Below are 24546 nucleotides of genomic sequence, written 5' to 3' on the forward strand. Positions count from 1 at the left end.
AGCTCACTCTAGAGTGCGCGTGGCGGATGGCGGAGCACGCCCAGGAGGAATCGCGGAATCCCCAGCACGTAACGCTTCCAGAGCCGCCGCGGCTCCTTGTACAGCCGGTAGCTCCACTCCAGCCCGGCGCGCTGCATCCAGTACGGCGCGCGGTCCAGCCGGCCGGTGTGGAAGTCGAACGCCGCTCCGACCCCGATCAGGATCGTCGCGTTCAGCCGGTCGCGGTGGTCGGCCATCCAGCGCTCCTGCTTCGGCGCGCCGAGGCCGACCCAGACGATGTCCGGCCGCGCCTCGTTCATCCGGGCAACCGTCTCCGCGTCCTCGGCGTCGGTGAGGGCACGGTACGGCGGGCATTCGACGCCGACGACCTTCAACGCCGGATGCCGCTCCTGGAACCGCTCGCGCAGCTCGTCCGCCACGCCCTCGGCGCCGCCGTAGAAGTACTGCGTCCAGCCGCGCTCCGCCGCCTCGGCCAGCACCCGCTCGAGCAGATCAGGTCCCGCGACCCGGTCCATCTCCTCGAACCCGGCACGCTGCCCGGCCCACACCAGCGGCATCCCGTCCGGAACGGTCAGACCCGACGTGTTGTAGACCTCGGTCAACCGCTCGTCGGCGCGGGCGTGCAGCAACGCGTTCATGTCGGTGACGCACACCAGGTGCCGTGCACCCCGCTCGATCCAGCCGGCGAACGTATCGACCGTGTGGTCGAGATTCGTGACGCTGACATGGATGCCGAGCACGTCGACCCGGGCGGCGGTGGTGGGTTCAGCCTGGAGGTCGGTCACGAGTCCTCCCCCTTCAGTGCGGCAAGATCGGCGTCGACCATGATCCGGACCAGTTCGGGCACATGCACCTGCGCTTTCCAGCCGAGCTCGACGGCGGCCTTGGACGCGTCCCCGATCAGCGAGTCGACCTCGGTAGGACGCTCGTACCGCCGGTCGTAGTCGACGTACTTCTCCCAGTCCAGCCCGACATGCGCGAAGGAGAGTTGGACGAAGTCGCGGACGGAGTACGACGTGCCGGTCGCGATCACGTAGTCCGCGGGGTTGTCGTGCTGCAGCATCCGCCACATGCCCTCGACGTACTCCGGGGCGTAGCCCCAGTCCCGGCAGGCGTCCAGATTGCCCAGGTACAGGCGATCCTGGCGACCGGTCCTGATCGCCGCGACCGCGCGGGTGATCTTCCGCGTCACGAACGTCTCGCCGCGCCGCGGGGACTCGTGGTTGAACAGGATCCCGTTCACCGCGAACATGTCGTACGCCTCGCGGTAGTTCCGGGTCATCCAGTAGCCGTACAGCTTCGCCGCGCCGTACGGCGATCGCGGGTGGAACGCGGTGTCCTCGTTCTGCGGCGGTGGGGTCGCGCCGAACATCTCCGACGACGACGCCTGGTAGAACCGGCAGTTCAGCCCGATCATCCGGATCGCCTCGAGCAGCCGCGTCGTCCCCATGCCGGTGGTGTCACCGGTGTACTCCGGCTCGTCGAAACTGACCCGGACATGCGACTGCGCGGCCAGGTGGTAGACCTCGGACGGCTGGATCGACGCGAGCAGCGTGACCAGTCGCGAACCGTCGGTCAGGTCGCCGTAGTGCAGGAACAACCGCTTGTCCTGCGCGTGCGGGTCCTCGTACAGATGGTCGATCCGCTTGGTGTTGAAGGTGCTGGCGCGACGGATCAGGCCGTGCACCTCGTAGCCCTTGGACAGCAGCAACTCGGCCAGGTACGAACCGTCCTGGCCGGTGATGCCGGTGATGAATGCTTTCTTCATGTGGCGTTCTCCACGTACCAGCGGTAGGTGGCGGCCACACCGTCTTCGAGGGAAATGGAAGGCTTCCAGCCGAGCGCCTGCAGCCGGCTCACGTCGAGCAGCTTGCGCGGAGTGCCGTCCGGCTTGGACAGATCGTTGCTCAGCACACCGGTGTAGCCGACCGTCCGGGCGACCAGCTCGGCCAGCTCCCGGATCGTCACGTCGGCACCGACGCCGACGTTGATCGGCTCCGGCGCGTCGTACTGCTCCAGCAGGTGCAGGCACGCGTCGGCGAGGTCGTCCACGTGCAGGAACTCGCGGCGCGGCGTACCGCTCCCCCACAACACGACCTCCGGCGCCTGGGCCTCTCGCGCCTCGTGGAACCGCCGGATCAACGCCGGCAGCACATGCGACGAGGTCGGGTCGAAGTTGTCGTTCGGGCCGTACAGGTTGGTCGGCATCGCGGAGATCCAGCGCAGGCCGTACTGCCGGCGGACCGCCTGGACCTGCATGATGCCCGCGATCTTGGCGATCGCGTACGCGTCGTTGGTCGGCTCCAGCTCGCCGGTCAGCAGGCTCGACTCGCGGATCGGCTGCTCGGCGTACTTCGGGTAGATGCACGACGACCCGAGGAACAGCAGCCGCGGCGTCCGCACCTCGAGGGCCGCGTCCATCAGGTTCACCTGGATGCGCAGGTTGTCGCTGAGGAACTCGGTCGGGTGGTCGCGGTTCGCGAGGATGCCGCCGACCCGCGCCGCGGCGTCGATCACGACGGCCGGCCGGTGCTCGCGCAGGAAGTCGAACGTCGCGGCGCGGTCCCGCAGATCCAGCTCGGACGACGAGGCGCCGATCAGGTGCGTGTACCCGGCCGCGTCCAGCCGGCGCCACAGGGCCGAGCCGACCAGGCCGCGGTGCCCCGCGACGTACACCGGTGCATGAAGATCCATTCAGTACGCTCCCGCGCCGTAGAACACCGCGCGCACGGTCTTCCAGAGAATCAGCAGATCAAGGGTCATCGACCAGTTGTCGACGTACCGCAGGTCGAGGCGGACCGACTCGTCCCAGGACAGGTCGCTGCGGCCGCTGACCTGCCACAGACCGGTCATCCCCGGCTTCACCAGCATCCGCCGCGAGTCGTCGGCGGCGTACAGCGCGACCTCCTCGGCCAGCGGCGGGCGCGGGCCGACCAGCGACATGTCGCCGCGCAGCACGTTGAACAGCTGCGGCAGCTCGTCGAGCGAGAACCGGCGGATCCAGCGGCCGAGCGGGGTCATCCGCGGGTCGTTGCGCATCTTGAAGATCACGCCGTTGCCGTCGCTCAACGCGTACAGGTCGCTGAGCCGCTCCTCCGCGTCGACGTACATGCTGCGGAACTTGAGCATCTGGAACTCGGCGCCCGCCCGGCCGACCCGCTGCTGCCGGAACAGCACCGGACCGGAGCTGGACAGCTTCACCGCCAGCGCCAGCCCGATCAGCACCGGCGAGAGCACGGCGACGATGCCGAGGGCAACGATCCGGTCGAAGACCGCCTTCATCAGGTGCGGTCCGCCGCTGACCGACGGCCGCTCCAGGTGCAGCAGGGACAGTCCGGCCACCGGCCGGACCGAGATCCGCGGACCGGCCACCTCGATGATGCCCGGGGACACGATCAGCTCGATGCCGCGCTGTTCCAGCGCCCAGGACAGCCGGCGCAGCGACTGGCCGGCCAGTTCCGGGTCGGTCGCGATCGCCACCACCTCGACCGCGTGCCGGTCGGCCGCGGCCAGGATGTCCGGCTCGTCGAGCTCCTCGGGATGCATCGGGCCGTTCCGGTCACCACTGCCGTCCTCGCGCGGGCGGCAGGTCGCGACGACCCGGAACCCGTCGGTCGGGCGGCTCTCCAAGTGCTCACAAAGTGTTGCGGCCGGGCCACTTCGCCCGACCACGAGAACCCTGTGCATGCAGCGGCCTCTGACCCGGTGCCGGTGCAGGTCCTTCCGCAACGCGTACCGCAGCAGCAACGCGGCCACCACCATCACCGGGATCGCCAGCACCACGAAGCCCCGGGCGATCTCGGCCCTGGTCACGTACGACGTCATCGCGACCGCCGCGGTGAGTCCGACGCCGGCCCGCAGCAGCGACCGGAACTCGTCCGGCCCGGCCCCGTAGAACCGCGAGTCGTACCCCTTCGACAACGCGACCGCAGCCACCCAGGCGAGCGGCAGCACGCTGCTCACCACGAGATAGCTGGGGCCGACGTGGTACCCGAACCGGGTCAGCAGCGCGATCGAGACACCGAGCATGGCGGCGAGCAGATCGCCGCCGACCGCGGCCCAGCGGTACACGCCGACCCAGCGCGGCTCGGTCGAACGCGACGGCAGCGGAACGATCGCCGGAACCTCGTGCGGGACGACCCAGAGCGGCCGACGGCTGTCCACAGCGTCCGGCGCTTCTGCTCCGCTCACAGCGGCCTCTCGTTCCCTCCCGCAACGGCGCGGTCACTTACAGTGTCCGCCGCAGTCTGCAGTGTGTCCTTGTTCACCCGCGCGTCGACGTGGGGTCACCGAACATTACTACGTACGCAGGTCCGCGGTGGCGACCCACCCAACCGCCTGTGGAGAACTTGACGAGATCCTTATGTGACCCACAAACGACGCGGCTTGCCCTATCCTGAGCCGAGGGGAAATCGCTTGAAGTCTTTTGTGGTGTTGTGCGACCTGGGGGGCCTGTCGCCTTGGAGAGTTCAGAGGGGGAAGAGGTCGTCGCCGACCTCTGCATCGTTGGTGCCGGACCCGCGGGGATCAGTATTGCGCGGGAACTGGCCGGCAGTGGAATCCGGGTCTGCCTGCTGGAGAGCGGGGGGCCGAACGTCGAGCGCCGCGCGCAATGGCCGAGCAGGGGCGAGATCGACGGCTATCCACTGCACCTGCTCGAGGAATCGAGGGTGCGGGCCTTCGGCGGAACGCTCCGGCATCCGCACCTCCTGGACGGCGGCTGGGCAGCTCGTCCGCTGGATCCGATCGACTTCGAGACTCGGCCTCAGCGGCCGGAGTCCGGGTGGCCGTTCGATCGCGACCATCTGATTCCGTACTACGTCCGCGCCCAGCACGGCTGCGGACTGGCTCCTTACGATCTGGTCAACGGAGACCCCACCGCGGACGGACGGCCCGCGGCCCCGGTTCAGGACGTCGAACTCGAGACCACGCTGTTTCAGTTCAGCGATACGGACTTTCAGGACGCCCTCCCGCTGCTCACGAACGCGTCCAACGTGCGCGTACTGCTGCGTTGCCGGGTGGCCGGCATCACGACCGATCCATCCGGTCGGCGCGTCGAAGCGGTTACCGCCGTCCGCGAAGACCGTAGTCGGGTGGTCGTGCGACCCCGCTTGGTCGTGCTCGCCACGGGAGGGATCGAGAACGCCAGGCTGCTGCTGACCGCCGGCAGCGGCCATGGGCTGGGCAACGAGTACGATCTTGTCGGACGTTACTTCGGCGAGCGAATGGCGCTGCCTGTCGGGCACGTCGTCCTGTCCGGCTCCAGGACGGTGGACGACGCGGCCTTCTTCTTCCGCCGGAACGACGCGACCGGTGCCCTCCGGATCGCCGAACGGATCCAGCGTGACAAGGACCTGCTGAACTGCGCCTTCTATCTCGTCCCTCGTCCGGCCGCGGCCGCGACACCCGCGGTCCGGTCGCTCTCGACCCTGCACAAGGCGATCGGCAGGCGGCCCTGGGTCGAGGGGGTCGGCACGCACCTTCGCAACCTCGTCGAGGGCCTTCCCAATCTCGCGGACATGGCGCTGAGCTCGGTGGTGTCCCGTCCGCGCACACTCGTACTGCGCGCTCAAGGCGAGCATGCACCGAACAGGGACTCGCGAGTCTCACTCGGGTCTCGCCGCGACGACCTGGGGGTCCCCGTCGCACGGGTGACGTGGCGGCCGACGGCTCAGGACCACGAATCCATCCGGACCTCGACCGGGATCCTCGACGCCGTCTTCCGGACCAGCGGATTCGGGTACGTCAAGACAATGTTCGACGACGTTCCCGCGACCCTTGTCGAAGGCAGCCATCACCACATGGGCACCACGCGGATGAACGTCGATCCGAGGAAAGGCGTTGTCGACGCCGACTCACGCGTGCACTCCGTGGCGAACCTCTACGTCGCCGGATCGTCGGTCTTCCCCACGTACGGTGCGTCCAATCCGACCCTGACGATCGTGGCGCTGTCTCTCCGTCTCGCCGACCATCTCCGCCGGGTCCTCACACACGGCTGACGCGCTCGGAGTCACAGCGTCGGGCCCGGCATAGACTGAATCGTGGGGGTGGGGAATGGTGTCAGCCGGTAATCCACGAGCGGTCCGAGCACGTGCGGCCGCACCGCCCGCACTCGCACCAACTCTGCGCTTTTCGGCGGCCATCGGGGCACTGCTGCTCGTCGTACCGGCACTGGTGTTCGCCGGCGACAGCGGCCCTGCCCGGATCGACCGCTGGGTGCAGCACCTGGTCGACGGTTCAGCCGCCGGTGCGTGGGACCTGGCCCACCGCGTGGACTGGCTCGGCGAACCTGTCGGGCGGGCAATGATGGTCCTGGCAGTAACCGCACTCTGCTTGGTCGCCAAGCGTCCTGCGCTGGCCGCCACAGCCGTGGTGGGCATCGCCGCGGTCAGCGTGCTGAGCACAGTCCTCAAGCCGATCGTGGATCGGCGCATCCACGACGGCTTCCTGTCGTATCCCAGCGGGCACACCGCGGCGGTCACGGCAGCTGCGATGGTCGTGGGTCTGCTGCTGGCCGACCTGCTGCACGCCGGCGCAGTCACGGGACCGGCGATCGCGCTGGCCACCGTCGTCCTGGGCGGTGGGCTGATGGCCTGGGCGCAGATCACGCTGACCGCCCACTACCCGACTGACGTTCTTGGTGGTTTCGGCTGTGCGCTGCTCGTGGTACCGCTGACAGCCGCAGCGATCGACCAGTTGGTCAGGCTCAGAACGGTCCGGCCTACACGTAACGGCGGAACACCGGCTTGACCGGTCGTCCGCCGGTCCACCCCCTTGGATCTCCGTCGTCGAGCGCCTTGCGGTACGTCGCGCACGCCGCGGCCACCACCTCGACCGTTCGCGTGATGTCCTCGTCGGTCAGGGCGCTGCTCACCACGAACGACGGTCCGATCACTCCACCGAGCAGCAGTTCACGCAGGAACAACGTGCGGTAGCTCTGCGACGGCTCCAGGTTCTCGTCGAGCGTCGCGAACACGAGATTGCTGGCCCGGCCGCGGACCACGACATGGTCCTGGACGCCCGCCGCGGCCGCTACCTCGCGGACACCGGCCGAGAGCTTCTCCCCGAGGTCGTGCAACCGGCTCGCAATCCCCTCCTCCGCGTAGACATCCATCACCGCGATGGCCGCGGCGAGCGCGTGGGTCTCGGCACCGTGCGTCGTGGACAGCAGGAAGACCCGTTCGTGACTGTCCCGTAGACCGCCGCGTTCCATGAGTTCGCGGCGCCCTGCCAAAGCGGACACGGCGAACCCGTTGCCGAGCGCCTTGCCGAAGGTGGACAGGTCCGGCGTCACGCCGTACAAGCCTTGCGCGCCGGAGGCCGAGAAGCGGAAGCCGGTGATCATCTCGTCGAAGACCAGCAGCGCGCCGTGGCGGTGGGCAAGGTCGCGCAGGCCTTCGAGGTAGCCGGCCGGCGGATCGTGCTGGGTCGCGGCCTCGAGAATCAGGCACGCGATCTCGCCTTCGTGGCGGATCAGCAATTCTTCGGTCGCGGCCAGATCGCCGTACGGGAACGCGACGGTCAGATCGCTGATCTGGTCGGGGATGCCTGCGGACATCGCGGTTCGGCTGATGAACCAGTCGTCGACCGAGAAGAACGCGTGGTCCGCGCAGATCGCGACCAGCGGGCGGCCGGTGACCGCGCGGGCCAGCCTGACTGCGGCGGTGGTCGCGTCCGAGCCGTTCTTGGCGAACTTCACCATCTCGGCCGTCGGCACCGCGGCGAGGAAGCGCTCGGCGGCCTCCAGCTCGACGATACTCGGGCGGACGAAGTTGCTGCCGCGGTCGAGCTCGCGCCGGACCGCCTCGACGACCCTCGGGTGAGCGTGGCCGAGACTGACCGCCCGGAGCCCGGAGCCGTACTCGATGTACTCGTTGCCGTCGATGTCCCAGACGTGTGCGCCCGCACCGTGCGAGATCACCGGCGCCATCTCGAACGGATACTGGTCGTCCCCCTTGGCGTAGGTGTGGGCGCCGCCCGGGATCAGATCGTGCAGCCGCTTGTTCGCCGCGACGGACTTCTCGAAAGACTTCTCCTTCGGGTTGCTCATGACAACCTCGCAGCAGCCAGAGCCAGTGACGGTGCGGCCTTGTCCCGGTCGGACATCAGCGTGACCGGGAGCGGCCAGGGGATGTCCAGGTCCGGGTCGTCGTACCTGATCGACACGTCCTCGGCCGGGTCGTGCGCGCGGTCGATCCGGTACGACACGTCCGCCGGCTCGGTCAAGGCCTGGAAACCGTGCGCGCAACCGGCCGGCACATAGACCGTCACCTGGTTGTCGCCGGTCAGGTCGAAGACCTCGCGATTGCGGTACGTCGGTGAGCCCGGGCGCAGGTCGACGACCACGTCGAACACCGCGCCGTACGAACACCTGACGAGCTTGGCTTCGCCCGCTCCGGACCGGACGTGCATCCCGCGGACGACCCCGCGCCGCGAGCGCGAGATACTGTCCTGCACGAACCCGTCCGGGTCGAGCCCGGCAGCCGACACCGCGTCGCGGTCGAACGTGCGCGAGAAGAACCCGCGCTCATCGACGTGGGGCGTCGGCCGGAACACCCACGCCCCGGCGATCGCCGGCACTTCGATCACATCCATCGCTACTCCCCCTGATCAAGCGCGACGCGGGACGAGGTCTCCGCCCCGAACAACGCCGCGGACAGTACGTCGTACTGCTGGCCGAGCGACTCGAGGTACTCGGCGTTCCTGGCCCGCAGGGCCGGCACCACGCTCGGGGCGCGAGCCTCGAGCGCGCGGAACTGGTCGATCAGCCGCGGTACGTCGAGATCCCGGATCGGCTGCCGGAACTCGGCCAGCCGCATCTGTTCCATCAAGGCGTCGCTCTTGGTCCCGTAGCTGATCGAGATGGTCGGCTTGGACAGTTTCAGCGCGGCCACCACGTTGTGGTACCTCGACGCGACGACCACGTCGACCCCGGCCAGCTGGTTCATCAGTTCGCCGAGCGATTCGGCCGGCTCGCTGATCAGTTGCTTCCCGGCGGACTCCGGCCGGGTCCGCCGCAGGTCGTCGGACACCGCCTCGACGACCGACAGGTCGGACGGATCGCCGGTCACGAGCCGGATCCGGTAGCCGGCGTCGACGAGCCAGCGGGCGAACTCGACGATCCCGGCGGTGTACGTCGCGTAGATCTCGTCGGCCCGGTCCCGATCCGCGTTCGTACCGCGGTAAGCCATCACGCCCAGGCCCACGGTCGGATGCCGGTGCTCGACGGGAGCGGGCGCGGGCAGTGCGAAGGCGAGGTCCGGACGGACCTCGTCGCGACTGGTGTCGAGGCCCATCTGCCGCATCGCGTCCCTGGAGTACACATCCCGGTACGAGCGGTACGTCGCGAGCCGCGCGGCCCCGGTGAACAACCATCGCAGCGTTCGCTCACGGGCGATGTTCGCGCCCACGTTGACGAACGCGGTCTTCGCACCGGTCATCCTGGCCGACAGCGACATCAGGAACAGCGCGTACGGGAAACCCCACGGGCGCAGCTCGAGCGTCGTCTCGAAAACCCCCATGCCCGGCACGATCACCACGTCGTACCCGCGGACCACCCGCGGCATTCGCGCCAGGTCGGCCACCTTGCCGAACATCTTGCGCGCGACGTCGTCCACCCTGGTCCGGCCGGGTCCGTGCTCCTGGTACCAGGTCATCGCGACCGCGGGGATGCCGTACTGCCGCTCGAACTCCTCCGGTCCGGCGCAGATACAGCTGATCTCCGCCTCCGGATGCCTGCTCCGGACGAAGGCCAGCATCGCGTCGAGCGACCCGTGGTTGCCAAGGTTGCCGGATCCCAGCAGGCCGAAGAAGGCGACACGTGCCGGCGTGCCTGGAGAACTCAGAGAACTCATGTCTGCGAGACCTCCCCATGCCCGACGACGCCAGAGCTCTCCGGGATCCTGGTCGGCGCTGTGGCCGGCTTGCTGTCCTCGATGCGGCCCGTCGAACGGCGGACCGCACGGCTGGCCATCCAGCGAGCCAGGTGGCCGTAGCACTCGCGGCGATCGGCCGACGAGAGCGGCGCCCGGCGGATGCCGCCGACGAAACCGTTCACGTATTCGCCGACCAGGCGGACCGTCGGGTGCCGCAGGCGGCTCGACCGGCGGGGCTCCATGTTCGCGGAGCGGGAGCGGATCGTCGGCTTCGCCCGCTCGGCACGGTCGGGATGGTCCCGGCGGAAGAACAGCAACTCCGGCACCTGATGGAACCGGCCGTACAGGGCCAGCTCGGCCATGATCGTGCGATCGGAGTGGTGGTAGCTGCCGTTCAGCGGCGTCCGGCGGAGGATGTCGGACCGCATCACCCCGTAGAAGTCGTCACCGCCGACGTCGAACAGCAAGCTGCGGAACCGGTCCGGAGCATGCGGGTTGGCGGTGTCGAGCGGGTAGTCGACCTCGAGCACGATGTCGCCGTTGCCGTCGATGATCGCCTGATAGGCATGCGCGAGCACCAGGTGCGGATCGTCGTCGAGCGCTTCGATGCACCGTCCCAGCAGATCCTTGCCGTACAGGTCGTCGTACGACGCCCACTTGAACAGCTCGGTGCCGGACTGCTCGAAACACCAGTTGTGGTTCGGCGTGGCACCGATGTTCACCGGCTGGCGGTGGTAGCTGATCCGCGGGTCGCCGGCCGCGTACTCCCGGCAGATCTCCTCGGTGCTGTCGGTCGAGGCGTTGTCGGAGATGATCAGCCGGTAGTCGCCGTAGCTCTGTCCCAGCAGCGCGTTCAGTGACTCGGCCAGGTATTTCTCGCCGTTGTAGACCGGGAGGCCGACAGTCAGCCGCGGTACAGCGTTCATGTGTTCCTCATTTCAGGTGTCTCCTGCACGGAGTCGAGCTCCGATTCCAACCGCACGCGCTCACGGATTCCGGCGCGCAGCGTGACCCACCAGACGAACGCGGCGCAGAAGGTGGCGCAGGCCGCGCCCCAAGCCGATCCGAGCGCACCGCCGATCGCGCCGCCGCTGACACCTCCGACCAGGTAGAACGCCGACGCGAAGAGTTGGGCCTTCAGGCTGCGCCGGGCGATACCCAGCGCGCGCAGACCTGCTGCCGCGCCGGTATTGAAGCCCGCGAACGTCACCGAGAGGGTTGCCGGAAGCACCAAGGCCGCAGCGGTCAGCCAGACCTCACCCAGCAGCGCGCGCCCCCAGCTGTCCGGCAGCGCGACCAGCAGCAACAGTCCCCAGGCGAGCGCGGCGGCCGCCTGCGCGCCGCCGAGCAGCAGGCAGAAGACCCACAGTCTCCGCGCCGCTCGCCGCAGGACACGGGCTGCCTCCGGCACCGCGACCAGGCCGATTCCGGACAACACGATGAAGAACGGCCCGAGGAGCATCTCCGCACCGCGGACGGTGCCGACAGCGGCGACACCCGCGAATGCTCCGAGACCGTACATCCGCAGCTGGTAGGCGCCGCTCAAGGTGACGTTCTCGGTCAGATACCGCAGGCTGAGGTCGCGGTGGTCACGCAGCCAGTGCCGCGCCCGCGTCACCCGGGGCAGGACACCGGCCTGCACGCCGCTCACCAGCGCGGCGAAGGCTCCGGCGCCGCCCCAGGCGAGAACGAACGTGGTCACACTGGCATCGTGTGACGCCAGGAACAGCAGCGGAACGAGCGCCAGCGCCCAGGTCAGGTCACTGACGAACGCCTTGCCGCCGTGCCCGGCCGCGAAGAATGCGAACCGCCAACTGTCCTGCAGCATCAGGCCGGGCAGCACGATCCCCAGAGCGACGAAGGCGGCTCCGATCCGGCCGCCGAGTACCGTGCCGACGCCGGCAGAGATCGCGCCGGTCGTGAGCCCGACCACGATCGCCATCCCCGACGAACTCGCGACCGCCGTCCGCCAGAGCGGGCGATCGACACCGCTGAACCGCACGGCGAGCGGATCGGTCGCAAGACCGCGCGAGATGTTGACCACCACGCCGTACGTCACCCACGCCAGGCTGAACGCGCCGAACTCGAGCGCGCCCAGCGATCGGGCGACGACGATGCCCACGACAAAGCTGACCAGGCTGGTCACCGCCTGGTCAGCCAGTCCCCAGGTGAGCCGGCGCAGGACGCCACGCATGGTCAGCGTCCCCTTTCGTGCGGCTCCGGGAGAGGGACGAGGTACGTCGTACCCCACCCGCCGTCGGCTTCCAGCTGGGCGATGATCTCGTCCGCGATGTCCCACGTGAGGACGAGGACGACGTCCGGCCGCGCGGCCTTCAGGTCCTCGACCGGACGGATCGGCACCATGCAGCCACCGGGGATCCGGCGGCCGTGCTTGCCGGGCGCGAGGTCGACGGTGAACGGCAGCAGGTCCGTCGTCACCTTGCTGAGGTCGAGGAGCACCGGCGCCTTGGAAGGAGCGCCGTACCCGACGACGGTGCGTCCGGCCGCCTTGTGCCGGGCCAGCTCGTCGTGCAGCGCGCCGGCCGCATGCCAGGCGGCCTCCTGCAGGCTACCGAGCTGTACCTCGTCGGCGATGCCCGCGGCGTCCTCGTCCTCCAGCACCACGTCGACCGACGCGTCCGGTTCCGCATCGGCCGTGTGCCGGAGCATCACCATCAGGCTGCCGCCGAACATGTCGACCTGCTTGACCGACTCGACCGCCAGACCGTGCAGGGCGACGAGGTTCCGTAGCGCACGCAACGAGACGTACGCCCAGTGCCCGTGCCGGATCGTGTCGAACTGGTTCCCGATGAACAACGGCAACAGGTGGTGGAACTCCATCACCAGCAGGCCGCCCGGTGCGAGCCGTTGCGCCCGCAGCCTCAGCGAGTCGCCGTACTGCGGCTCGTGCACGATCCCGTGCACATCGATCACCAGATCCGCCCGCTCACCGTCCCCGACGGGCCTGCAGCCCGCGGCGGACAGGTGCTCCAGCCATGAGCCGCCGTGGGGGCTCGTGAACTCGAACACGGTTCCCTTGCTGAGCTCCGGATGCTCGCTGAGGATCTCCTTCACCGACTCCTCCGCGTGCGCCCGGCTGGTCGCCGACTCGACCGCCAACGGCTCCTCCGCGATCTGCGCCTCGACCGGACCGAGCTGGACCAAGGTGCAGACCCGGCACAGCCACAGCGCGAGCGGCCAGCGCGGATCCGGGCCGGGTGTGTCCGCGAGCGGGAAGAGGTCCGCGCACGGCTGCGGCCCCAGATCGACCACCGGTACGACGTCCTCCGCCGCGCACCCACGACACTTGAAGGTCACTGCATCTCCCTGTTTCACCATGTCAGCGTGGCTTTGGCCGTCGTGAACGCCTCGGCGTACGGCGCTCGGCACTCCATCCCGCGCAGCCGGGCCAGTCCGGCGAACACCTCTTCGTCGAACCAGTCGTGCGGGACCTGGGACGGGTACGCCTTGTGCAGCAGCGCCACCTTCTCGCGCAGCTGCTCCTCGGTGAGTTCGACGTACAACCACGGCCGGCTCAGGTCGCCGTCCCACTTGGGGATCTCGTAGTGCAGCACCAGGTGGTTGCGCCACACCGTCGGCGCCAGCTCGGCGATCAACCGGTGGTCCTGGTGCGCGTCGTGCTTGCTCGGCGCCAGCACCAGGTCGGGGCGCCTGCTTCCGCGAGCCGTTGCCTCGAGCAACTCCTTGGTCTCGTTCCAGTACGCCGGCAGCCGCCCGTCCGGGAGCTCGGCCGACGTCACGGTCACCTCGCACTCCGGCAGGAACAGCTCCGCCGCGCGGCGGGCCTCCTCCAGGCGCACCGGCGTACCGGTCGCGATCACGAACTCGGCGGTCAGCTCCGGCACCGACTCGGCCAGCTTCAGCAGGGTGCCGCCGCAGCCGATCTCGATGTCGTCCGGATGCGCGCCGACGGCGACCAGATGGACCGGCCCGTCGATCAGGCCGAGCTGGAACGGGAGCATCAGATCGCCACCACTACCGGCCCGTCGGCCGGCACGCCCGGCGTCTTGTCGAGGATCCGGCCGTTGGAACCGCGGGCCTCGTGGCTCCACAACGCCCATGGCTTCTTCCCGGACCGGTACAGCTCCTCGAGCTGGCTGCGTTCCTTCAGCGTGTCCATCGGCGCCCAGAACCCGTGGTGCGGGATCGCCTCCAGCTTGCGCATCGCGGACAGCCGCGGGAACGCGTCGCCGACCAGGTCCTCGTCCTCGTGCAGGACGTCGAAGATCTCCTTCTTGATCACGAAGTACCCGCCGTTGATCCAGACGTTCAGATCGGCGGCCGAACGCAGCCCGGTGATCCGCGACTCGTTGTCGAACTCGACCACGTGGAAGGACGCCTGCGGCGGCACCGCGAGCAGGCTCGCGGTGATGTCGCTGGTCATCACGTGGTCGACGATCTTGTCCATCGGCGCGTCGGTCAGCACGTCGCCGTAGTTCGCCAGGAACGCGTCGTCGTCCTCCAGGTACGGGCGGACCCGGCGCAGCCGCTCACCGATGCTGGTGTCGATCCCGGTGTCGACGAAGGTGATCTTCCACTCGCTGATGTCGGAGTCGAGCAGCTCGATGCGCTGCCCGCCCTTCGTCATCACGAAGTCGTTGGAGACCGTCTCCTCGTAGCGCAGGAAGTACTCCTTGACCGCGGACCCCCCGAAGCCCAGGCAGAGGATGAACTCGGTGTGGCCGAAATGCGCGTAGTACCGCATCACGTGCCACAGGACCGGCCGGTCGCCGATCGTCATCATCGGTTTCGGTGCGGAGTCCACGCCACTGCGCATCCGCAGCCCGAACCCCCCGCAGAAGATCACGACCTTCATCTGACTTTCCTTCCCCCCAACACCTTCAGATCACTTCGAGATGCGGGATGGGTACGACGAACTTCGCGCCCCACTCCCGTGCGTAGCCGAGCTGGTGGACGATCTCCGCGCGCAGGTTCCACGGCAGGATCACGATGTAGTCGGGGCGCGTCTCGGCGAGGCGCTCCGGGGCGTGGATCGGGATGTGCGTGCCGGGCAGGAACATCCCGTGCTTGTGCGGGCTGCGGTCGACCGTGTACGGCAGCAGGTCCTCACGGATACCGCAGTGGTTCAGCAGCGTGTTGCCCTTCCCCGGAGCGCCGTACCCGGCGACGAACTTCCCGTCGCGCTGCGCCTGAATCAGGAACTCGAGCAGATCGGACTTGATCTTGAACACCTCGGCCGCGAAACCCAGGTGACCCTCGACGCTGTGCAGGCCGGCGTCCTCCTCGTCCTGCAGCACCTTGCCAACGAGCTCGGTGGGCTCACCCGCGGTCTCGGCCGGGGTGCTGAAGACCCGGAGCGATCCGCCGTGGCTCTGCAGCTCCTGGACGTCGACCACCTTCAGGCCGGCCCGGGCGAGGGCGTCGGCCGCCGTCTTGAGGCTCAGGTACGAGTAGTGCTCGTGGTAGATCGTGTCGTACTGGCGGTTCTCGATCAGCCGGAGCAGATGCGGGAACTCCAGCGACACCAGACCGTCGTCCTTCACCAGCGCCCGCAGGCCCTTGGCGAAGTCGACGATGTCCGGGACGTGCGCGAACACGTTGTTGCCGACGACAAGGTCCGCCTGGCCGTGCCGGGACGCCGCGTCCTTGCCGGTGTCCTCGCCGAGGAAGTAGCTCTCGGTGCGGATGCCCTTCTCGTTGGCGATCTTCGCGATGTTCGCGGCCGGCTCGATGCCCAGCACCGGGATGCCTTCGGCAACGGCGTGCTGCAGCAGATAGCCGTCGTTGCTGGCGGCCTCGACGATCAGGCTCTTCTCGTCGAGCTTCAGCCGCTCCTGCATGTCGACGACGAAGCGGCGCGCGTGCTCGACCCAGCTGGTCGAGTACGACGAGAAGTACAGGTAGTCGCTGAAGACGTCGTCGGCGGCGACGTACGCCGGGAGCTGGACCAGCAGGCAGTTGTCGCAGATCCGCACGTTCAGCGGGTAGAACGTCTCACCGCTGTCGATCTGGTCGGCGCGCAGGAAGCTCTCGCACGGCGGCGACATGCCGAGATCGACGAACGTCCGCGTCAACGGTTCGCCGCAGAGGCGGCAGGCGACCGAGTCGGTCATCAGTTCATCTCCTTCGGACCGGGGAACTGCTCGGCGGTCTGGCGGCGCAGCTGGTCGTCGACCAGGCCGGCGCCGAGCAGCTGCTGGATGCGGCGCAGCCGGACGAACTGCGCCGAGTTGAAGTCGTCGAGCGTGAGGCCGTGCCGCCGGTAGGCGTCGTACAGCTCGTCGACGCCCTTGCGGACCGTCCACTCGAGCCTCAGGTCCGGGAACGTGTCGTTGAGCTTGCTGAAGTCGACCTTGTAGTTGCGCAGGTCCGGCCCGGCGCCGTCGGCGATCGACAGGGTCGAGCCCGGGACCGCCTCGCGGACCATCTCGGCGATGTCGCGGACCTGGACCACGTCCTCGGAGCGGCCGATGTTGAACGCCTCGTCGTGGATCGTCTCCCGCGGCGACTCCAGCACCTTCAGGAACGCGCGGCTGATGTCCTCGATGTGCACCAGCGGCCGCCACGGCGTGCCGTCGCTCTCCAGGCGGACCTGGCCGGACGTCAGCGCGATCGCTGTCAGATTGTTGACGACGATGTCCAGCCGGAGTCGCGTCGAGGCGCCGTACGCGGTCGCGTTCCGCAGGTACGTCGGGCTGAACGTGTCGTCGGCGAGCTTGGACAGCTCCTGCTCAGCCAGCGCCTTCGTCTCGCCGTACGGCGTGACCGGGAACATCTCGGCGTCCTCGGCGACCGCCTCCGACCCCGCGGCGCCGTACAGGCTGCAGGAGGACGCGAACAGGAACCGCCCGACCCCGGCGTCCTTCGCCGCGCGCGCGAGGTTCAGCGTCCCTTCGAGGTTGACCGAGTACGTCGCGTCACGGTTGAGGTGCCCCAGCGGGTCGTTCGACAACGCGGCCAGACAGACCACCGCGTCGTACCCCGTCAACTCGCCCGCCGTCACGTCCCGCATGTCACGCGGCGCACGCCCCCCGATCGGCTCCGGCCCGCCCAAGAGGTCGCACCCCTCGTACAGCCCGGTGTCCAACCCGTCCACCTGATGCCCCGCGGCCCGCAGGAACGGCACCATCACCGCCCCGATGTACCCACGATCCCCGCTGACCAGAACCCTCATCCGACATCCCCTCACCCCAGCAACCCCTGTCGCCCAATACAGAACCGCCGAACCCCCGCCTGATACAGCCAATTTGGAGTCACGGTCAGTACCCATGACCTGACAACAAGCGCCCACCGGCCCCAGGCGTACCTTGCGTGATCGAACTCGTACCGGAAAGTCCGGCCTGGCTGGAGAGCTGCCCGCCAAGCATGTCCGGCTCTCCTGTCCGATGTGTGGGGCCGCCGGTCGGTCCAGGTGCCGGTGTGTGCCGGCCGTGTCGGGATGTGTCGGGGCGCGTGAGCTGTGGTGCCGGGAAAGAAGCCGTCCCCGATCTGCAACCAACCCACCCACCACTTCCCCGGGGTCGCCAGCTCTCCCAAACCGGTTCGGGGCGGATCACCCGCCGTTTTCGGGGTGCAATGCTCCCCAAAGGACGCGGATGCGAGAAGGAGCCGAGGTCAAGCGGGCGGTGGGGGCCGAGTAGATCTGCGAGGCTGAACACGGACCGGCGCACAAGGAGTTTGTTCGGATCATCGAGAGAGGAGAGATCGAGCAAGAAGCCACAGCCGCTGGAAGACTGTGCGTCAGCGAAAGCTTGGCGCGGGAGCCGCCGAGAAGCTTGCTCACGCGCTCGACGCGTCGCTCAACATCGCGCTCGACGGCGACGAAAGCCGCATCTCGTTCACCCCACACGAGACCGACGCGGCCTGAGCGCGGTTCAGCGGTCCTTCGACTTCGACGGGCCGGGCGCCGAGGGTCGGTTGACGTTCGCCTGCGGCGCGGTTGCCGGTTTCGGCTTGGTGCCGGCCGGCGGGCTGTCCCGGAGGATCTGTGCCTGCTTCAGCAGATCCGCGGGGACCGGGATCCGGTGCGGGGTCGTCTTCAGGTCGCGCAGGTCCTTTCCTGTGGCCGGCCGGCCACCTCCGACGAGTCCGTGCAGGTCGCGCGACGGCATCCCCACCGTTCGTCCGAGGCGCTGACCTGCCAGGTCAGCCGGATCCATCGATCGATGTGCGAACGCGATCGGCTGCCGGTACGGCTGCGCGTTCGGGTCCTGGACGACCCGATCGCCCTCCACCTTCGGTAGCGCCTCGAACTCGCGGTATACCAACCGATGGGACGGACCGCGCTCGTAGCCTCCCGGCGTGAACTCGCGTTCCACGGGAACCTTCAGCTCCGCACAGTCGCGCAAGTCGTACGACCGCGGCCCGTAACCGAGCTGTTTGCCTTCGTACTCCGCCTCGCGCTCCTCACGCAGCGCCCGCAACGCTCCCATCGCGGCCTGGAACTCGCGCCCGCCGGAACTGTTCTGATCCTTCTTCCACTCCTCGAACAACCGGTCCATGTCCCGGCTGAACTCAGGATGGTGGATCAGGTGGTAGTTCACGTCGGCTGTTCACCGCCCTTGTCGCCGGTGTTCTTCGGCTTCAGCTCGTCGCTGTCGGGGTCAAGGCCGTACCGGTCCATCATCTGCTCGTACGTCTCCCACTGCGTGGGGTCGTCGTTCGCGAGGCGCTGCCGGACCAGCTCCTCCCGGCGCCGGTCGCCTTCGGCGTCTTCCTTGAGGGTTTCGTACTCCGCCCATTGGTCGAAGGTGATGACGACGCCCTCGGGGCGTGGGTGGTCGCCGAAGAAAACTGGTTCGGTGTTGCCGGAGCGGAAGAGCTCGAGGACCCTGCCGAGAGCCTGGGCGACGGTGGGGGTGTCGATGACCCGGACGCGGTCGCCGTTGGGGAGGTCGTAGAGGGCTTCCATGGTTTCTCCGATGCAGGCCTGCGGGCACGTTCTGTGATCCAGGATAGGTTCCAGGGCGATTTTCTCGGTGGAGATTTCCACAGGGTTGTTACACGCGCACGTGGCCAGAGAGCGGTTCAGCGGTCCTTCGACTTCGAGGTTCCGGGACCGGGCGGCCGGTTGACGTTCGCCTGTGGTGCGGCCGTGGGCCTCGGCTTGGTGCCGGCCGGCGGGCTGTCCCGGAGGATCTGCGCCTGCTTGAGCAGGTCCCCAGGCACCGGAATCCGGTGTGGGGTCGTCGGTGCGCCATCACGTTGCGGTCCGATCGACGGGCGCTCCCCGGCGCCCAGCCCGTGCAGCTCCGGATCCAGCAGGCCGCGTGTCCGTCCCAGGCGCTGGCCTGTGATCGCGGCGGGGTCGTCGGCACGGTGCGCGAAGGCCACGACATGCCGGTACGGCTGGGCGTCCGGGTCCGCGACGACACGACCGTCCTCGACCCTCGGCAAGGGATCAAACTCCCGATACGTCAACCGATGCGACGGACCCAGCGGCCACCCGCTGTCCTTGTACTCCTCGAACACCGGCACCTTGACCTCAGCACAATCCCGCAGGTCATGCGACCCGGGCCCACTGGTCAGCCGCTTGCCGTCGTACTCCCCCTCGCGACCTTCCTGGAGGGCCTTCATCGCCCTCATCGCGGCATTGAATTCCCGACCGGCGTCACTGCGAGGATCCGCCTTCCAGGCGGCGTACCCCGCGTCCAGCTCCGGTTTGAGCCCCTCATCGACGATGAGGAGATATCTCACGACTTCCCGCCCTCGTCCTCGGGCTCCTCTGAGTCCGTCCACCCATACTCACGCACCAGATCGTCGAACGGGACGCCGTGCTCCGGGCGGAAATTGGAGACCCGCTCGCGGGTGATGTTTTCCATGCGGCGGTCGAAGGCGGCCTCAAGTTTGAGGGCCTCGTACTCCGCCCACTGGTCGAACGAGATCACCACACCCTCCGGCCGCCCCTCCGAACCGTAGAAGAGCGGTTCGGTGGCGCCCTCGCGCCACAGCTCGACTGCCCTGCCGAGGCTCTGGGCGGCGGTGGCGGTGTCGGTCACCATCGCCGTGTCGCCGTTCGGCAGTTCGTACGGGGTCTGCATGACTGCTCCTGATCGGGACGTGGGTACGGTCTGTGACCAGGATAGGTTCCGGCGGAACTTTCTCGGGGGAGATTTCCACAGGGGTGTATCAGGGGGGCTGGGAGGGCGCTCTCATGGGCGCTGTGGACGTGGGGGATGCCGCGTCATGAGCCTGTGGGGGGCGTTATGAAGGTTGCCGTATTCGGCTTGGGGTACGTGGGGTCGGTGACGGCAGCGTGTCTGGCCGCTGCCGGGCATGAGGTCTGGGGGGTGGATGTCGACACGGCGAAGGTCGAGCCGATCGCCCAGGGTCACAGCCCGGTCGTCGAGCCGGGGCTGGACGATCTGGTCGCCGCGGGTGCCACGTCGGGACGGTTGCACGCGACCACCGATCCCCGGCTCGCGCTGGAGCGGGCCGACGTCTCGCTGATCTGCGTCGGTACGCCGTCGACCCAGGCGGGCAGTACCGATCTGACCTACATCAAGCGCGCGGTGCGGGACATCGCCGAGGCGGCGCGGGTCGTCGTCCGGCCGGAGTCGGGTTTTCACAGCATCGTCATTCGCAGCACGGTCCCGCCGGGCACCGTCGACGAGGTGGTCGCCCAGGTACTGGCCGACGTACCGCCGCCGGAGGGTCTCACGTTCGGTACGGCGATGTGCCCGGAGTTCCTGCGCGAAGGATCCGGTCTCGCCGACTTCTACGAGCCGCCGTTCGTCGTGGTCGGCACCCGCACCCCGAAGGTCGGTACCGCTCTGACCGACCTGTTCTCGTTCCTGGGTGTCGACGTGCAGATTGTCGACGTTCGGACAGCGGAGGCGCTCAAGTACGCCTGCAACGCGTTCCATGCCACCAAGGTCTCGTTCGCGAACGAGATGGGCCGGATCTTCCGCCACTTCGACGTGGACTCGCGCGAGGTGATGAAGATCTTCGTGCAGGACACCAGCCTGAACATCTCGCCGTACTACCTGAAGCCCGGGTTCGCGTTCGGCGGCTCGTGCCTGCCGAAGGACCTGCGGTCGGTCCTGCACCTCGCGCGGATCAACGACACCGAGCTCCCGCTGCTGGCCGGCGCGCTGGCCACCAACGAGCGCAGCGTCCGCGACGTCGTCGATCGTGTCATCGCCGGCCCCGGCCGCGAGATCGCGCTGCTCGGCCTGAGCTTCAAGCACGCCACCGACGACCTCCGCGAGAGCCCGAACGTCGAGCTCGCCGAACGGCTGATCGGCAAGGGCTACAACCTGCGGATCTACGACGCGATCGTGAACCCGGGCCGGCTGGTCGGCGCGAACCTGCGGCACGTCACCTCCAAGCTCCCGCACCTCCAGCGGGTTCTCACCGACGACCCCGACGCGGCGCTGGCCGGCGCCGACCTGGCGATCGTCGCGGCGACCGACCGGCCCGCGGTCGAGGCGCTGCTCAGAACGCCACCGGCCCGGACCATCGACCTGAGCGGCCGACTCGGCGCCGATGTCGAGGCGCTGCCCGGATACGAAGGAGTGGGCTGGTGAGCGGTCCGCGTGTCCTGATCATCATCCAGAACCTCTGGGTGCCGTTCGACCGCCGCGTCTGGCTGGAGTGCCAGGCGCTGGTGGCGGCCGGGTACGACGTGACGGTGGTCTGCCCGAAGGGTCCGGGCGATCCGTCGTACGAGGTCATCGACGGGGTGACCGTGCACAAGTACAAGGCGTACGCGCCGGGCGGCAGCAAGATCAGCTTCGTCTGGGAGTACGCGTACTCGTTCATCGCCACGTTGCGCCTGGTCTTCCGGGCCCGGAAGGCCGGCAAGTTCAGGGTCCTGCAGGCGTGCAACCCGCCGGACATCTTCTGGCCGATCGCGATGCTGCTGCGCCGCCTGGACGGCACCCGGTTCGTGTTCGACCACCACGACCTGTGCCCGGAGCTGTTCCAGTCCCGGTTCGGCGGCACGAACAGCCTCCCGTACAAGGGATTGCGCTTCCTGGAGCGGATGACGCATCGTAAGGCTGACCACGTCATCTCGACGAACGACTCGTACCGCCGGATCGCGATCACGCGCAGCGGCAAGGCGAATCACGACGTCACCGTGGTCCGGACCGGGCCGGACCCGGACAAGTTGCTCCGCGGCGGAGCGGACGAGTCGCTCCGCCGCGGTCACCGCTATCTCGTCACGTACATCGGCGTGATGGGTCCGCAGGACGGCGTCGACATCGTCGTCCGCGCCGCGGATCACATTGTCAACAATCTGCAGCGGACCGATATCGCGTTCACGCTGATGGGCGGCGGTGACTCGTTCGACGACGTGGTCGCGCTGCGGGACGAGCTCGGGCTGACCGAGTACGTCGAGTTCACCGGCCGGGTGCCGGACGAGACCGTCCGTGCGGTGATGTCGACCGCGGACCTCGGCCTCTCGCCGGACCCGAAGAATCCGCTCAACGACGTGTCGACGATGAACAAGACCATGGAGTACATGGCGTTCGAACTGCCCGTCGTCGCCTTCGACCTGGTCGAGACCAAGGTCTCCGCCGCCGACGCCGCGGTGTACGTCGAGCCGAACGACGTGGCGCAGTACGGCGAGGCGATCGTCGAACTGCTCGACGACCAGGTCCGTCGCCGCCGGATGGCGAAACTCGGCCGCGAACGCGTCGAGCGGGTGCTCGCGTGGAGGCACCAGCAGAAGGCGTACCTCGAGGTGTACGACCACCTCACCGGTCACGTCAGTCACGTCGGCACGGTGGCCGGCATCCGCAACGCGACGGGGTCCTGACGGTGTGCGGCATCGCCGGCTGCTACCAGCAGCGCGACGGCTTCGCGCTCGCGGAGACGATGAGTGACCGGATCGCGCACCGCGGCCCGGACGCCGACCGGGTGTACGCGTTCGACGAGGGCGACGTCCGCGCCTTCCTGGCACATCGCAGATTGTCGATCATCGACCTGTCCTCGGCCGCCGACCAGCCGTTCAGCAAGAACGGCCTGACGATCTGCTACAACGGCGAGCTCTACAACTACAAGGAGCTCCGGACCGAACTCTCGAAGTCGGGGGTGCGCTTCCGGACGAACGGCGACACCGAGGTCGTGCTGGAGGCCTGGCGGCGCTGGGGCCCGGACGCGCTCAAACGCTTCCGCGGGATGTTCGCGTTCGCGATGCTGGACGAGGACAGCGGCAGCCTGTACCTGGCCCGCGACCCGCTCGGCATCAAGCCGCTGTACTTCCTGCGCCGCGAGGGCGGCGTGATCTTCGCCTCCGAGCTGAAGGCCCTGGTCGCCGCGGTCGGCTCCGAGCTGCGCACCGAACCGGGCGCGCTGATCGCGTCGATGCTCTACTACTGGCTGCCCGAACAGCGGTGCGCGATCGACGGCGTCGAGAAGCTGCCGCCGGGTTCGTGGGCCGAGTTCCGGCCGGACGGCGGCAGCCGGCACGAGACGTACTGGCGGGTGACCGACGTCGCCACCGAGGCCGCGGCCGGTCCGCGCGCCGACCTGCGCCAGGTGATCGAGGAGTCCGTCGCCGCGCACCTCGTGGCCGACGTGCCGGTGTCGACGTTCCTGAGCGGCGGCCTCGACTCCAGCCTTGTCACCGTGCTGGCCAAGCGGATGGATCCCGGGGTCGACTCGTACACGATCACGTTCCGCGCCGAGGACCAGAAGCTCGAGGCGATGCCGGACGACGCGATCTACGCGCGGAAGCTGGCCCGGCAGTTCGGGATCGACCTGCACGAGATCGAGATCGCGCCCGATGTCGTCGAACTGCTGCCGCGGATTGTTGACATTCTGGACGAGCCGATCGGCGACCCGGCGGCGATCAACACGCTGCTGATGTGCGACACCGCGCGCGACGCGGGCGTCAAGGTCCTGCTGTCCGGGATGGGCGCCGACGAACTGTTCGGCGGGTACCGCAAGCACCTCGCGTGCGTGATGGGAGCGCAGTACCAGCGGCTTCCCGGCGTACTGCGAAACGGTCTGATCGGCCCGGCGGTACGGCGGCTGCCGGTGACCGTCAGCGGTCGCGGGCTCCGCTACGCGCGCTGGGCCAAGCGGTTCGAGACGTTCGCGAACCTGCCCGAGGAGACGGCGTTCCGGCGCAGCTACACGATGTACGACGCCGACCAGCTCGCCGGCCTGATCAGTCCGGACCTGGACCCGTACGTCGGCAAGCTGCTCGCCGAACACAGCGACATCTACCACGACACGACCCTCACCGACCACGTGAACCGGATGTGCCTCGCGGACTCGCGGATGTTCCTGCCGGGTCTGAACCTCGCGTACACGGACCGGTCCAGCATGGCGGCGTCGACCGAGGTACGGACGCCGTTCGTGGACCCGATCGTCGCGCGGGCGGCGTTCTCGATCCCGGGCAGCGAGAAGATCCACCGCCGGGTCAGCAAGCTGGCGTTGAAGAAGGCGGCCGAGGCGTGGTTGCCGAAGGAGATCATCTACCGGCCGAAGGCGTCGTTCAGTGCGCCGCTGCGCGCCTGGGTGCGGAACGACCTGCGTGAACTGGTCGACGACACGCTCCTGCGCGGTGAGCTGGTCGGGAGCGGGTTCCTGCGGCGGGCCGCCGTCCAGAAGCTCGTCGACGACGAACGAGCCGGGCGCGAGGACTACTCCAAGCAGATCTGGCAGTTGCTGACCCTCGAGACCTGGACCCGGCACATGCGTGACCTGGGCGTCACCATCACATCGCTCTAAAGGG

24 protein-coding genes are annotated in these 24546 nt (G+C 68.5%); 6 read left to right on the top strand and 18 right to left on the bottom strand.

Annotated features, from left to right (window positions below; genetic code table 11):
• Positions 1 to 8: 8 nt before the first annotated feature.
• The 4 genes from E0H50_RS16250 to E0H50_RS16265 are packed head-to-tail and all read right to left on the bottom strand — an operon-like array spanning position 9 to position 4191.
• Positions 9 to 785, bottom strand: a complete 777-nt coding sequence (locus E0H50_RS16250) for a WecB/TagA/CpsF family glycosyltransferase (protein ID WP_131289037.1) — start codon at positions 783 to 785, stop codon at positions 9 to 11.
• Positions 782 to 1768: a GDP-mannose 4,6-dehydratase gene (gmd, locus tag E0H50_RS16255; protein ID WP_131289040.1), complete on the bottom strand. Its 987-nt coding sequence runs from the start codon at positions 1766 to 1768 to the stop codon at positions 782 to 784. The genes E0H50_RS16250 and gmd overlap by 4 nt, the downstream gene beginning before the upstream one ends.
• Complete coding sequence (locus E0H50_RS16260; protein ID WP_131289042.1) at positions 1765 to 2694, bottom strand: GDP-L-fucose synthase family protein; 930 nt, start codon at positions 2692 to 2694, stop codon at positions 1765 to 1767. Before E0H50_RS16260 ends, gmd begins: the two co-directional genes overlap by 4 nt.
• Complete coding sequence (locus tag E0H50_RS16265; protein WP_131289044.1) at positions 2695 to 4191, bottom strand: sugar transferase; 1497 nt, start codon at positions 4189 to 4191, stop codon at positions 2695 to 2697.
• A gap of 269 nt (positions 4192 to 4460) precedes the next feature.
• Here E0H50_RS16265 and E0H50_RS16270 point away from each other — a divergent pair, with 269 nt between their 5' ends.
• Positions 4461 to 5999, top strand: coding sequence for a GMC oxidoreductase (locus E0H50_RS16270; protein WP_165547157.1), 1539 nt, complete (start codon positions 4461 to 4463; stop codon positions 5997 to 5999).
• Positions 6000 to 6054: 55 nt separating this feature from the next.
• Positions 6055 to 6750, top strand: a complete 696-nt coding sequence (locus E0H50_RS16275; RefSeq protein ID WP_131289049.1) for a phosphatase PAP2 family protein — start codon at positions 6055 to 6057, stop codon at positions 6748 to 6750.
• Here E0H50_RS16275 and E0H50_RS16280 read toward each other — a convergent pair.
• The 10 genes from E0H50_RS16280 to E0H50_RS16325 are packed head-to-tail and all read right to left on the bottom strand — an operon-like array spanning position 6722 to position 17031.
• On the bottom strand, positions 6722 to 8050 hold the full coding sequence (locus E0H50_RS16280; protein WP_131289051.1) for a glutamate-1-semialdehyde 2,1-aminomutase: 1329 nt from the start codon (positions 8048 to 8050) through the stop codon (positions 6722 to 6724). The genes E0H50_RS16275 and E0H50_RS16280 overlap by 29 nt on opposite strands.
• Positions 8047 to 8595 carry a dTDP-4-dehydrorhamnose 3,5-epimerase family protein gene (locus E0H50_RS16285; protein ID WP_131289053.1) on the bottom strand — a complete coding sequence of 183 codons (549 nt, stop codon included), beginning with the start codon at positions 8593 to 8595 and terminating at the stop codon, positions 8047 to 8049. Before E0H50_RS16285 ends, E0H50_RS16280 begins: the two co-directional genes overlap by 4 nt.
• A gap of 2 nt (positions 8596 to 8597) precedes the next feature.
• Complete coding sequence (locus E0H50_RS16290; protein ID WP_131289055.1) at positions 8598 to 9854, bottom strand: polysaccharide pyruvyl transferase family protein; 1257 nt, start codon at positions 9852 to 9854, stop codon at positions 8598 to 8600.
• Positions 9851 to 10801 carry a glycosyltransferase family 2 protein gene (locus E0H50_RS16295; protein WP_131289057.1) on the bottom strand — a complete coding sequence of 317 codons (951 nt, stop codon included), beginning with the start codon at positions 10799 to 10801 and terminating at the stop codon, positions 9851 to 9853. Before E0H50_RS16295 ends, E0H50_RS16290 begins: the two co-directional genes overlap by 4 nt.
• Positions 10798 to 12069: an MATE family efflux transporter gene (locus tag E0H50_RS16300; protein ID WP_131289059.1), complete on the bottom strand. Its 1272-nt coding sequence runs from the start codon at positions 12067 to 12069 to the stop codon at positions 10798 to 10800. The genes E0H50_RS16295 and E0H50_RS16300 overlap by 4 nt, the downstream gene beginning before the upstream one ends.
• A 2-nt stretch (positions 12070 to 12071) precedes the next feature.
• Entirely contained in the window at positions 12072 to 13193 is a 1122-nt protein-coding gene (locus E0H50_RS16305) for a class I SAM-dependent methyltransferase (RefSeq protein ID WP_165547158.1), read from the bottom strand.
• Positions 13194 to 13207: 14 nt separating this feature from the next.
• Positions 13208 to 13858, bottom strand: a complete 651-nt coding sequence (locus E0H50_RS16310) for a PIG-L deacetylase family protein (RefSeq protein ID WP_131289063.1) — start codon at positions 13856 to 13858, stop codon at positions 13208 to 13210.
• Positions 13858 to 14712 carry a sugar phosphate nucleotidyltransferase gene (locus tag E0H50_RS16315; protein ID WP_202868173.1) on the bottom strand — a complete coding sequence of 285 codons (855 nt, stop codon included), beginning with the start codon at positions 14710 to 14712 and terminating at the stop codon, positions 13858 to 13860. The genes E0H50_RS16310 and E0H50_RS16315 overlap by 1 nt, the downstream gene beginning before the upstream one ends.
• Positions 14713 to 14737: 25 nt before the next feature.
• Positions 14738 to 15970 carry a class I SAM-dependent methyltransferase gene (locus E0H50_RS16320; RefSeq protein WP_131289065.1) on the bottom strand — a complete coding sequence of 411 codons (1233 nt, stop codon included), beginning with the start codon at positions 15968 to 15970 and terminating at the stop codon, positions 14738 to 14740.
• On the bottom strand, positions 15970 to 17031 hold the full coding sequence (locus tag E0H50_RS16325; RefSeq protein ID WP_131289067.1) for an NAD-dependent epimerase/dehydratase family protein: 1062 nt from the start codon (positions 17029 to 17031) through the stop codon (positions 15970 to 15972). The genes E0H50_RS16320 and E0H50_RS16325 overlap by 1 nt, the downstream gene beginning before the upstream one ends.
• 561 nt (positions 17032 to 17592) lie before the next feature.
• Here E0H50_RS16325 and E0H50_RS44205 point away from each other — a divergent pair.
• Positions 17593 to 17724: a hypothetical protein gene (locus tag E0H50_RS44205; RefSeq protein ID WP_272948505.1), complete on the top strand. Its 132-nt coding sequence runs from the start codon at positions 17593 to 17595 to the stop codon at positions 17722 to 17724.
• 7 nt (positions 17725 to 17731) lie between these two features.
• Here the strand turns inward: E0H50_RS44205 and E0H50_RS16335 are convergent, their stop codons facing one another.
• From E0H50_RS16335 to E0H50_RS16350, 4 genes are all read right to left on the bottom strand, one after another.
• Positions 17732 to 18400: a hypothetical protein gene (locus E0H50_RS16335; RefSeq protein WP_131289068.1), complete on the bottom strand. Its 669-nt coding sequence runs from the start codon at positions 18398 to 18400 to the stop codon at positions 17732 to 17734.
• Positions 18397 to 18768 carry a hypothetical protein gene (locus E0H50_RS16340; protein ID WP_131289070.1) on the bottom strand — a complete coding sequence of 124 codons (372 nt, stop codon included), beginning with the start codon at positions 18766 to 18768 and terminating at the stop codon, positions 18397 to 18399. The genes E0H50_RS16335 and E0H50_RS16340 overlap by 4 nt, the downstream gene beginning before the upstream one ends.
• Before the next feature lie 116 nt (positions 18769 to 18884).
• Positions 18885 to 19553 (bottom strand): hypothetical protein, encoded by a 669-nt coding sequence (locus tag E0H50_RS16345; RefSeq protein ID WP_131289072.1) that lies wholly within the window; start codon positions 19551 to 19553, stop codon positions 18885 to 18887.
• On the bottom strand, positions 19550 to 19897 hold the full coding sequence (locus E0H50_RS16350; RefSeq protein ID WP_131289074.1) for a hypothetical protein: 348 nt from the start codon (positions 19895 to 19897) through the stop codon (positions 19550 to 19552). Before E0H50_RS16350 ends, E0H50_RS16345 begins: the two co-directional genes overlap by 4 nt.
• 165 nt (positions 19898 to 20062) lie before the next feature.
• Between E0H50_RS16350 and E0H50_RS16355 the strand changes: the two genes are divergently transcribed.
• From E0H50_RS16355 to asnB, 3 genes are read left to right on the top strand one after another with little or no spacing between them, the layout of a single operon-like run.
• Complete coding sequence (locus E0H50_RS16355) at positions 20063 to 21385, top strand: nucleotide sugar dehydrogenase (protein ID WP_165547159.1); 1323 nt, start codon at positions 20063 to 20065, stop codon at positions 21383 to 21385.
• A complete protein-coding gene (locus tag E0H50_RS16360; protein ID WP_202868174.1) occupies positions 21382 to 22620 on the top strand; it encodes a glycosyltransferase family 4 protein in 1239 nt (412 codons plus the stop codon). The genes E0H50_RS16355 and E0H50_RS16360 overlap by 4 nt, the downstream gene beginning before the upstream one ends.
• 2 nt (positions 22621 to 22622) lie before the next feature.
• Entirely contained in the window at positions 22623 to 24542 is a 1920-nt protein-coding gene (gene asnB / locus E0H50_RS16365; RefSeq protein WP_131289078.1) for an asparagine synthase (glutamine-hydrolyzing), read from the top strand.
• Positions 24543 to 24546: the final 4 nt, after the last annotated feature.

The organism is Kribbella sindirgiensis, from assembly GCF_004331435.1.
Taxonomy (GTDB): Bacteria; Actinomycetota; Actinomycetes; order Propionibacteriales; family Kribbellaceae; genus Kribbella; species Kribbella sindirgiensis.